Consider the following 8416-nt stretch of genomic DNA (forward strand, 5'->3'; position numbering starts at 1 on the left):
TCCCGTCACGCCGCCGTCCTGCCGTAATCCTGGCGCGTCACCGGATGGCTGGACGACAGGCCGCCGTCGACGGCGAGCGACTGGCCGTTGACATAGCCTGCATCGTTCGAGGCGAGAAACAGCGCGACCTTCGCCAGTTCCTCGGCCCGCGCGCCGCGGCGCAACGGGTTGAGGTGGCCGATCCGGTCGGCCTTGCCCGCCGCGCGCGCATGGTCGAACACCGGCTTCGTCATGCCCGTTTCGGTCAGCCCCGGGCAGAGCGCGGATCGCCTCGGCGGCGGCGCCATCCGCGCGGATCATCGCACCGATCGCCCTCTCGCGACTGGCGTTCGTGCTCGGCCTGGCGCGGACGGATCTGCTCGTCGATGAAACACCGCACGCGATCGCGGAAATACGTCTCGCGCTCGTTGAGGGTGAAGGCCACCGATCGCCTCCCGTCGCGTCTGACGACGCCGACTAGGCCATACCCGATGTTCGGTAAAGCAGCGGCGCCACGACCGATCGGAGGCAGGAAAAAGGACTGCGAGTTCGAAACGAAGCTGGTACGTTCCGGTGATGACACCTTCCCCGGCCACTCCCGGCGACCGTCCCGAGCGGGAGGCCGGCACTCGACGTTTCCGCGCCAAGCGCGACGCGATCCTGGCCGCCGCGGCACAGGCGATCAACGAACAGGGCGCCAAGGGCATGACCTTCGCCGACGTCGCCCGCCGCGTCGGCCTCAACACCACCAGCGTCACCTATTACTTCAAGCGCAAGGAGGACCTGGCCGCTGCCTGTTTCGAGCATACGCTGAACGAGCTTCAGGTGATGCTGGACGAAGCGCTGGCCCTGCCGACGCCCCGGGAGCGCGTGGGGCGGTACGTCGCGCTCATCATGGCGCGGCTCGCACGGATCGAGCGCGGAGAGGCGCCGCCGTTCGCGGTCCTGTCGGACCTGCGCGCCACGGAGGGCGAGGTGCGCAGCCGGCTCATGGCGGGATGGCAGCGGGTGTTCCGCACGACGCGGCTGTTGTGGGGCACGGCCGACACGCGCGCGAAGACGGACCTGCATGGCGCGCGCGCGCACGTCCTGCTGGAAAACGGCTTCTGGCTGCCGGTCTGGCTCGCACGCTACGATCCGGACCAATATCCTCGCGTCGAGGAACGGCTGATGGACGTGCTGAGCGGCGGCATCGCGCGGTCGGCCGACATCTGGGCGCCCGAGCCGGTCGAGCTGACCCACGACGCATTGCCCGCGCGGGAGGCGTTCCTGCTGGCGGCGACGCGGCTCATCAACGAGCTGGGCTACCACGGCGCGTCGGTGCAGCGCATCGCGTCCGAGCTCAACGTCACCAAGGGCAGCTTCTACCACCATCTCGACGCGAAGGATGATCTCGTCATCGCCTGCTACGACCGAAGCTTCGAGGCGATCGCCGAGGCGCAGCGGCTGGTGGACGCGCGCGGCGGCTCGCACTGGCGGCGGCTGGCGAGCGTGGTCGCGACGCTGCTCGACGTGCAGTTCGGCGAACGCGGTCCGCTGCTGCGATCCACCGCGCTCAGCGGCCTGACGCCGGAGGTGCGCGACGCGATGGTCGCGCGCTCCAATCGCATCGCGAGGCGCTACGCGGGCACGATCAGCGACGGCATCGCGGAGGGATCGATGCGCGCGGTCGACCCGCTGATCGCCGCGCAGGCGCTGGTCGCGCTCCAGAACGCGGCGTTCGACATGCGCAGATGGGCGGGCACCATGCCGCGCGGCCGCGCGGTCGAACTGTACGCATCGACGCTGATGTTCGGGATGTTCGACGACCGGGCGGCGGGATGAGGGGCCACGGCCCCGTATCCGGCCCGCGCGGCGCCGACCCTCACCGCTCCAGATACTGCACGATGTCCACCAGCGCCGCGAGCGAGAACGGCAGCACGAACGTCGCGATCAGCAGGCCGACCATGATCCAGGACCATGCGCGCGCCGCCGGCGACACCCTCCGGCGTTCCGGCCTGCGCGGCGGAGGCTGCTCGTCGCGCCGCTGGTATCCGGCGGCGTCGAAGGCGAGGATCAGCGGCCCGCGATCGGCGACGCGAGCCCGTGTCGGCGGCGGCGCCATCCCGGCGAGCGCAAGGAGGGGCGGCGGCATCAATAGCCGTTCAATCGCGCGAACCGGTCGCGATGATAGGCGGCGTTGCCCCACATCGTCTCCAGGACCGCCGCACGCTTGATGTAGAAGCCGGCGTCGTGCTCGTCGGTCATGCCGATGCCGCCGTGCAGCTGCACCATCTCGCGCGTCACGAGCTTCAGCGTGTCGCTTGCCGTCGCCTTCGCCAGGCTCACCGCCTGGTCGACGTCGGAACGACCCGCGTCGATCGCCTCCAGCGCGCCCTCAACGACCGAGCGCATCAGCTCCAGCTCGGTGAACATCCTCGCCATCCGGTGCTGGAGCGCCTGGAAGGTGGACAGTTGCTGCCCGAACTGCACGCGCGTCTTCAGGAAGTCGTTGGTCTGCGCGAATGCGGCTTCCGCCATGCCGAGCATCTCGGCCGTGATCGCCGCGGTCGCGCGATCGACCACCGCCTGCGTCAGATCGGGTCCGCCGAGCCTCGTCGCGGGCGCTGCGTCGAAGCAAACCGTCGCATGGCTGCGCGAGTCCGCCATCCGCCGAGGCGATCGGGTGACGCCGCTCCTGTTATCCCCGCCCCTATTATCCCCGCCGTCGATGCCGTCCGCGACGAGGTACAGCCCGTCCCGCGCCGCGACCACGAACGCCCGTGCCGAGTCGCCCTCGGCCACGAAGGCCTTCTGGCCGCTCAGCCGCCCGTTCGCGACCTTGGTCGTCAGGCCGGTCGTCGCGTGTATCGGCCCCTCGTCGACCGCCAGCGTCGCCACCTCGCCGGCCGCGATGCGGGGCAGCCACTCGGCCTTCGCCGCGTCCGACGCGCCCATCGCGATGGCGCTCGCCGCGGCGGCGGTCGCGGCGAGCGGCGAAGCGGTCAGGGTGCGGCCGAGCTGTTCCAGCACGGTCCCGAGCGACAGCCAGCCGAATGCCGATCCGCCCTGCTCCTCGGGCACGACGATCCCCGCCCAGCCCATCTGCGCCATCGCGGCCCAGGCGGCGGAGTCGAACCGCTCCGGCGGGGGGGCGGCGCGCATCGCACGAAAGGCGGTGACGGGCGACTCGTTGTCCGCCCGCTCCCGCGCCGTGTCTCGCAACATCACCTGTTCGTCGTCGAGCACGGCCATGCGTCAATTCCAATGCGAAGGTCGGCGGAAGATCCGTCCGACTATGCCGCGGTCTCCCGCTTCCACCCCCTCTCCGGACCGTATAGCCGAATTACTGGTGTTCGAGCATGCCTAGAATGCGCTTGGCGATCACATTGTTCTGTATTTCGCTCGAACCGCCATAGATCGAGACCGCCTTGCCCCACAGCCATACCCGCGTCTGGTGCAGTTCCTCCTCGCAGAACCCCTCGCCCTCCCAGCCGAGACCGTTCATCCCCATGATCTCGATGCAGAGCTCGGCCCGATCCTGCGTCACGCGCGCGCCGACGTTCTTCATGATCGACGTCGCCGCCGACGGCCCCTGATCGGACCTGCTCTCAAGCGCCGCACGACGCAGCGTGAGCGCGAAGGCCCTGCTGTCCATTTCATGCCGGACGATCCGCATGCGCAGATCGTGGTCCGCCAATCGTCCCTCGGCATCGGCGCCGCGATACGCCATGGCGGTCTCGCCGACCGGCCGACCCGCCAGCAATTTGCCCGCGCTGCCGCCGCCGCCCGACAGGCTGGACCGCTCGTGCTGAAGCAGCCGCTTGCCGATCGTCCATCCCTCGCCCTCGCGCCCGACGAGATTGCCCTTGGGCACCTTCACGTCGGTGAAGAACGTCTCGCAGAACGGCGACTGGCCGGAGATCAGCCGGATCGGCTTCACCTCCACGCCCGGCGCCTTCATGTCGATCAACAGGAAGCTGATCCCTTCATGCTTCCTCGTGCGATCGGTGCGCACCAGCGCGAAGCACTTGTCCGCCCATTGCCCGCCGCTCGTCCAGGTCTTCTGGCCGTTGACGACGTAATGGTCGCCCGCATCCTGTGCGAAGCATTGCAGACTGGCGAGGTCCGATCCCGCGCCCGGTTCCGAATATCCCTGGCATCAGCGGACCTCGCCGCGGGCGATGGCCGGGATGTGCTCGCGCTTCTGCGCCTGCGTACCGTATTCGAGCAGCGTCGGCCCGAACATCATCACTCCCATGCCGCCGATCGGGTTCCAGGCGCCCGCGCGCGCCATCTCGTCGCTCAGCACCCGCGCCTCGGCCCGCGAGAGCCCGCCGCCGCCATAGTCCGCCGGCCACGTCGGCACGCCCCAGCCCTTCCCGCCGACCGCAACGCGCCATGCCTCCTCGTCCGGGCTCGGCTCGCCCGGCCCCTCCACCGCCGCCATGCCGCCGTCCCGCCCGTGCAGCGCGGGCGGGAAATGCCTCGCGAGCCATTCCCGTACCTCGGCACGGAACGCTGCCTGCGGGTCGGTCCCGGCCGGCAGGACGGCGGTGGTGGCCATGTCGACTCCAGTCCGGTGCGGTTAGAAGATCGGGTATGGCGCTGTCATGCCACGGTTCCCCTCGGTCGCCAAGACCGGACGCGTCCGCGGCGGCGTCGACAAATCCGCGGCGGTCGCTAGGGGTGAATCGTCCCACCGGAGCCCCGATGTTCTCGCACCGCGCCATTCCCATCGTCCTTGCCGCGGTCCTGATCGACACGATCGGCTATGGCATCGTGCTGCCCGTGCTGCCGACGCTCATCACCCGGCTGGGCCATCTCGACCTCGCCGACGCGACGCGCATCGGGGGCTGGCTGCTGGTCAGCTATTCGGCGGCGCAGTTCGTGTCGGGACCGGTCCTGGGCGCATTGGGCGACCGGTTCGGGCGGCGGCCGGTTCTGATCGCGTCGATGGCGACGTTCGCGGTCGACTATCTGGTGATGGCGGCGGCACCGACGCTGGCCTGGCTGTTCCTCGGCCGCGCGGTCGCGGGGTTGACGGGATCCGTCACCGGACCTGCCGGGGCCGTGATCGCCGACGTGACGGAGCCGGGCGACCGCGCCGCCGCCTTCGGACTGATCGGCGCCGCGTTCGGCGCCGGCTTCATCCTCGGCCCGGCGCTCGGCGGGCTCGTCGGCACGTTCGGACCGCGGATGCCGTTCCTCGTATCGGCGGGCCTGGCCGGGACCAACGCGGTCGTGATGACGTTCCTGCTGCCCGAAACGCTCGCGCCGGGCAGTCGCCACCGCTTCCGGTGGCGCGATGCGACGGTGCTGGGCTCGTTCCGTCCGCTGTTCCGCGCCGGGCGCGCGACGCCGCTGCTCGTCGCCAATTTCCTGTGGCAGGTCGGCGGCGTCGTCTACCCGTCGATCTGGGCGTTCTGGGCGACGCTGCGGTTCGGGTGGACGGGGCGGGAAATCGGCTTCTCCCTCACCTGGGTCGGGCTGCTGATGGCGCTCGTGCAGGTCGGGCTGACGAAGCGGGTGATCGCGGCGATGGGAGAGCGGCAGGCGGCGATGGCGGGGCTGGCCTGCGGGGCGGCGTGCCTGACCGCCTATGCCTTCACCACCCGGCCCTGGGAGGTATACGCCTTTTTCCTGGTCGGCTCGCTCACCGCGCTCGCCTGGCCGGCGCTCAACGGCCTGATGTCGCGGATGGTCGATGACCGGCACCAGGGCGCATTGCAGGGCGGGGTGGGCGCATCCAACTCGGTCGCCTCGATCGTCGGGCCGCTGCTGGCGGCGCAGAGCCTGGCGCTGGGCGCGCGGCATGGGTTCGACGGGCTGGCGTTCATCCTGGCGGCGGCGCTGATGGCGGGCGCGCTGGCGATCATCGCCACGCTGGTCCCCGCGTCGCCTGTGACGGAGCCGGTCGCGATCTGACGTTTCGAAGATGGCGCATGGCGTTCCGGGCCGGCGCGCCCGCGACGGATCAGGAGGGACGGATGACGACACTGGCACGGGCGATCGCGGCGCTGGAGCCTGCGGGCGGGGGCTGGCGGGGCACCGTGCCCGACAACTGGCTGCAGGGTCGCACCGCCTATGGCGGCTTCTCGACCGCGCTCGCGCTGCACGCCGCCAAGACGTCGGATACCGACCTGCCACCGCTGCGATCGGTGCAGGTCGCCTTCGTCGGTCCGCTCGCCGGCACGATCACCGTCACCGCCCGGCGACTGCGGCGCGGTCGCAACGCCGCCTTCGTCCAGGCCGACGTGGTGGGGGACGCAGGCTTGGGGCTGTGCGCGACGTTCGTCTTCATGACGCCGCAAGCGTCGCGGATCGACCACCGCGCTGGCGTCTCGCCGGCCTTTCCCCTGCCCGGCCCGGACGAGCGACGCGTCCGGCCGCCCGAAGGGGTGGCGTTCATGCACAATTTCGAGTTCGTCGACCGGCGCGATCCGCCGACGGGTCCGGCCGAGTGGCTGCGCTGGGGCCGGCTGCGCGAGCGCGACGGCCTCGATCCCGACATCGCGCTGGTGGCGGTCGCCGACGGCCTGCCGCCCGCCGCGCTCAAGCTGGTCGGCGGGCTGGCCCCGGTCAGCTCGATGACATGGCTGATGAACCTCGTCGCACCGCCGCAGACGCGCGAGGGCTGGTGGCTGATGCGCGCGACCAGCGATCATGCGAGCGCCGGCTTCTCCAGCCAGCCGATGGCGATCTGGAACGCCGCCGGCGCGGCCGTGGCCGAACAGATGCAGGGTGTCGCGGTCTTCGCCTGAGCCGTCCCGAACCGAGGCCCCGCGGCATCCTGCGACATCCTGCGACATCCTGCGACATCCTGCGACATCCTGCGACAATCGGACGCCCGCGACGACATACTCGCGCGACGCGTCCGGCCGATACGTCTGCCGAAGTGTCGGACAGCTCCGGCGCGAAGGAGATCGAGCATGAGGAACCGGGTGATCGCCGCGGCCCTGCTGTCCGCGATGGCCGCGGCGCCAGCGCCGGCGCGGCAGTCCTATCCGCCAGCGCAGGGAAGCGCACCCATGTCGCCCGCCGGCGCGATGCGCGGTTCGGGATCGGGGCCGATGGGCGGCGCGATCGGCATGTTGCGGCGGGCGGACGCCAACGGCGATGGCGTCGTCGCCCGCGACGAGTATGTGGCCGCGATCGACGCGCGCTTCGACCGGATGGACGCGAACCGCGACGGCGTGCTGTCGCCCGACGAGATGCCGACGCGCGGCGGCGGACGTCCTGGCGGAGGGGGCGGCGATACTCCTCCTCCGTCGCCCGCCAACGGCAGCTCCGCCGGCGCGACCGGCACGCCCTCGGCCCCGTCCGCGCCTCGCCCGGCGGTGACGCGCGACCAGTATCGTGCCGGGGCGATGCGCCGCTTCGATCGGCTCGACACCAACCACGACGGCCGCATCGACGGGGCGGAGATGGCTGCCGCGACCTCGATGCGCCCAGCGCGCGGCGGCGGGATGGGCGAGGCCCCGCCTCCCTCCGCCGACCGGTGATCGCGGGCGGCGTCGCGCCGTGCTAGCCACCGATCCCGTGGGCGACATAGCGCATATCCTGCTCGTCGACGACGAACGCTCGATCCGCGAGCCGCTGGCCCAGTATCTGGCCAGGCAGGGCCTGCGCGTGACGCAGGCGGCGGACGCGGCTTCCGCGCGAACGCGACTTGCGGCCTATGCGATCGACCTCGTCATCCTCGACATCATGATGCCGGGCGAGGACGGCCTCAGCCTTGCCCGGCACATCCGCGCGAGCGGCGACATGCCGGTGATCCTGCTGACCGCGCGCGCCGAGGAGACGGATCGCATCCTGGGCCTGGAGATGGGCGCGGACGACTATGTCACCAAGCCGTTCTCCCCGCGCGAGCTGGCCGCGCGGGTCAAGGCGATCCTGCGCCGCGCGGCGGCGGGCGGGGTGCGCCAGCATGCGCCGGAGTCGCACTCCTACGGCTTCGCGGGCTGGGTGCTCAAATCGGGCGAGCGCGCGCTGGTGGACCGCGAGGGCGTGTCCGTGCCGCTGTCGACGGGGGAATACAACCTCCTCCTCGCGCTCGTCGTACGCCCGCGCCAGGTGCTGACCCGCGACCAGCTGCTCGACCTGACGCAGGGGCGCGAGGCGGCGGCGTTCGATCGCGCGATCGACAACCAGGTCAGCCGCCTGCGCCGCAAGATCGAGGCGGATCCCAAGGCGCCGGAGATCATCAAGACGGTATGGGGCGGCGGCTACACGCTGGCGGCGGAGGTGACCCGGCTGTGAGCCCGGGGTGGCGCCTCGCCCCGCGCAGCCTGACCGGTCAGCTGCTGCTGGTGGTGGCGCTGACGCTGTTCGTCGCGCAGGCGATCAACTTCGCGCTCCTGCTCGGGGAACGGCGCGCGCACCGGCTGGAGCAGGCGGTCGGGCCGGCGGTCACGCGGCTGACCGACGCGGTGGAGCGCGAGGCCGCGGGCCGGCC

The 8416-nt window shown here is 71.3% G+C and carries 8 protein-coding genes and 3 pseudogenes; 6 read left to right on the forward strand and 5 right to left on the reverse strand.

Going from position 1 to position 8416, the window contains the following annotated elements; genetic code table 11:
• Positions 1–5: 5 nt before the first annotated feature.
• Positions 6–272, reverse strand: a pseudogene (locus HUV01_RS01030) (SDR family oxidoreductase); the annotation flags it as partial.
• Positions 245–424 (reverse strand): hypothetical protein, encoded by a 180-nt coding sequence (locus tag HUV01_RS01035; protein WP_174296453.1) that lies wholly within the window; start codon positions 422–424, stop codon positions 245–247. The gene HUV01_RS01035 and the pseudogene HUV01_RS01030, both read right to left, overlap by 28 nt.
• Before the next feature lie 131 nt (positions 425–555).
• On the opposite strand from HUV01_RS01035, the gene HUV01_RS01040 reads away from it, so the two are divergent.
• On the forward strand, positions 556–1803 hold the full coding sequence (locus HUV01_RS01040; RefSeq protein ID WP_174296468.1) for a TetR/AcrR family transcriptional regulator: 1248 nt from the start codon (positions 556–558) through the stop codon (positions 1801–1803).
• 40 nt (positions 1804–1843) lie between these two features.
• Here the strand turns inward: HUV01_RS01040 and HUV01_RS01045 are convergent, their stop codons facing one another.
• The 3 genes and pseudogenes from HUV01_RS01045 to HUV01_RS01055 form a co-directional block, all read right to left on the reverse strand.
• On the reverse strand, positions 1844–2113 hold the full coding sequence (locus HUV01_RS01045; protein WP_174296469.1) for a hypothetical protein: 270 nt from the start codon (positions 2111–2113) through the stop codon (positions 1844–1846).
• Complete coding sequence (locus tag HUV01_RS01050; RefSeq protein ID WP_174296470.1) at positions 2113–3213, reverse strand: acyl-CoA dehydrogenase family protein; 1101 nt, start codon at positions 3211–3213, stop codon at positions 2113–2115. The genes HUV01_RS01045 and HUV01_RS01050 overlap by 1 nt, the downstream gene beginning before the upstream one ends.
• A 91-nt stretch (positions 3214–3304) precedes the next feature.
• Positions 3305–4525, reverse strand: a pseudogene (locus HUV01_RS01055) (acyl-CoA dehydrogenase family protein).
• Between the two features lie 146 nt (positions 4526–4671).
• On the opposite strand from HUV01_RS01055, the gene HUV01_RS01060 reads away from it, so the two are divergent.
• The 5 genes and pseudogenes from HUV01_RS01060 to HUV01_RS01080 all read left to right on the forward strand — a co-directional run.
• Entirely contained in the window at positions 4672–5886 is a 1215-nt protein-coding gene (locus HUV01_RS01060) for an MFS transporter (protein ID WP_174296471.1), read from the forward strand.
• A 17-nt stretch (positions 5887–5903) separates the two neighbouring features.
• Positions 5904–6722 carry a thioesterase family protein gene (locus tag HUV01_RS01065; RefSeq protein WP_368039972.1) on the forward strand — a complete coding sequence of 273 codons (819 nt, stop codon included), beginning with the start codon at positions 5904–5906 and terminating at the stop codon, positions 6720–6722.
• Between the two features lie 168 nt (positions 6723–6890).
• Positions 6891–7463 (forward strand): hypothetical protein, encoded by a 573-nt coding sequence (locus HUV01_RS01070; RefSeq protein WP_174296472.1) that lies wholly within the window; start codon positions 6891–6893, stop codon positions 7461–7463.
• Between the two features lie 37 nt (positions 7464–7500).
• Positions 7501–8220, forward strand: a complete 720-nt coding sequence (locus tag HUV01_RS01075) for a response regulator (protein ID WP_174296473.1) — start codon at positions 7501–7503, stop codon at positions 8218–8220.
• Positions 8217–8416 (forward strand): annotated as a pseudogene (locus HUV01_RS01080) (two-component sensor histidine kinase); the annotation flags it as partial. The gene HUV01_RS01075 and the pseudogene HUV01_RS01080, both read left to right, overlap by 4 nt.

It is taken from the genome of Sphingomonas bacterium, assembly GCF_903643035.1.
Lineage (GTDB): Bacteria > Pseudomonadota > Alphaproteobacteria > Sphingomonadales > Sphingomonadaceae > Sphingomonas.

What these genes read in the sequence shown, in the direction of transcription:
- HUV01_RS01040 (WP_174296468.1), top strand. Translation starts at nt 556, where the DNA reads ATGACACCTTCCCCGGCCACTCCCGGCGACCGTCCCGAGCGGGAGGCC.
- HUV01_RS01045 (WP_174296469.1), bottom strand. Translation starts at nt 2,113, where the DNA reads ATGCCGCCGCCCCTCCTTGCGCTCGCCGGGATGGCGCCGCCGCCGACA.
- HUV01_RS01050 (WP_174296470.1), bottom strand. Translation starts at nt 3,213, where the DNA reads ATGGCCGTGCTCGACGACGAACAGGTGATGTTGCGAGACACGGCGCGG.
- HUV01_RS01060 (WP_174296471.1), top strand. Translation starts at nt 4,672, where the DNA reads ATGTTCTCGCACCGCGCCATTCCCATCGTCCTTGCCGCGGTCCTGATC.
- HUV01_RS01065 (WP_368039972.1), top strand. Translation starts at nt 5,904, where the DNA reads ATGGCGTTCCGGGCCGGCGCGCCCGCGACGGATCAGGAGGGACGGATG.
- HUV01_RS01070 (WP_174296472.1), top strand. Translation starts at nt 6,891, where the DNA reads ATGAGGAACCGGGTGATCGCCGCGGCCCTGCTGTCCGCGATGGCCGCG.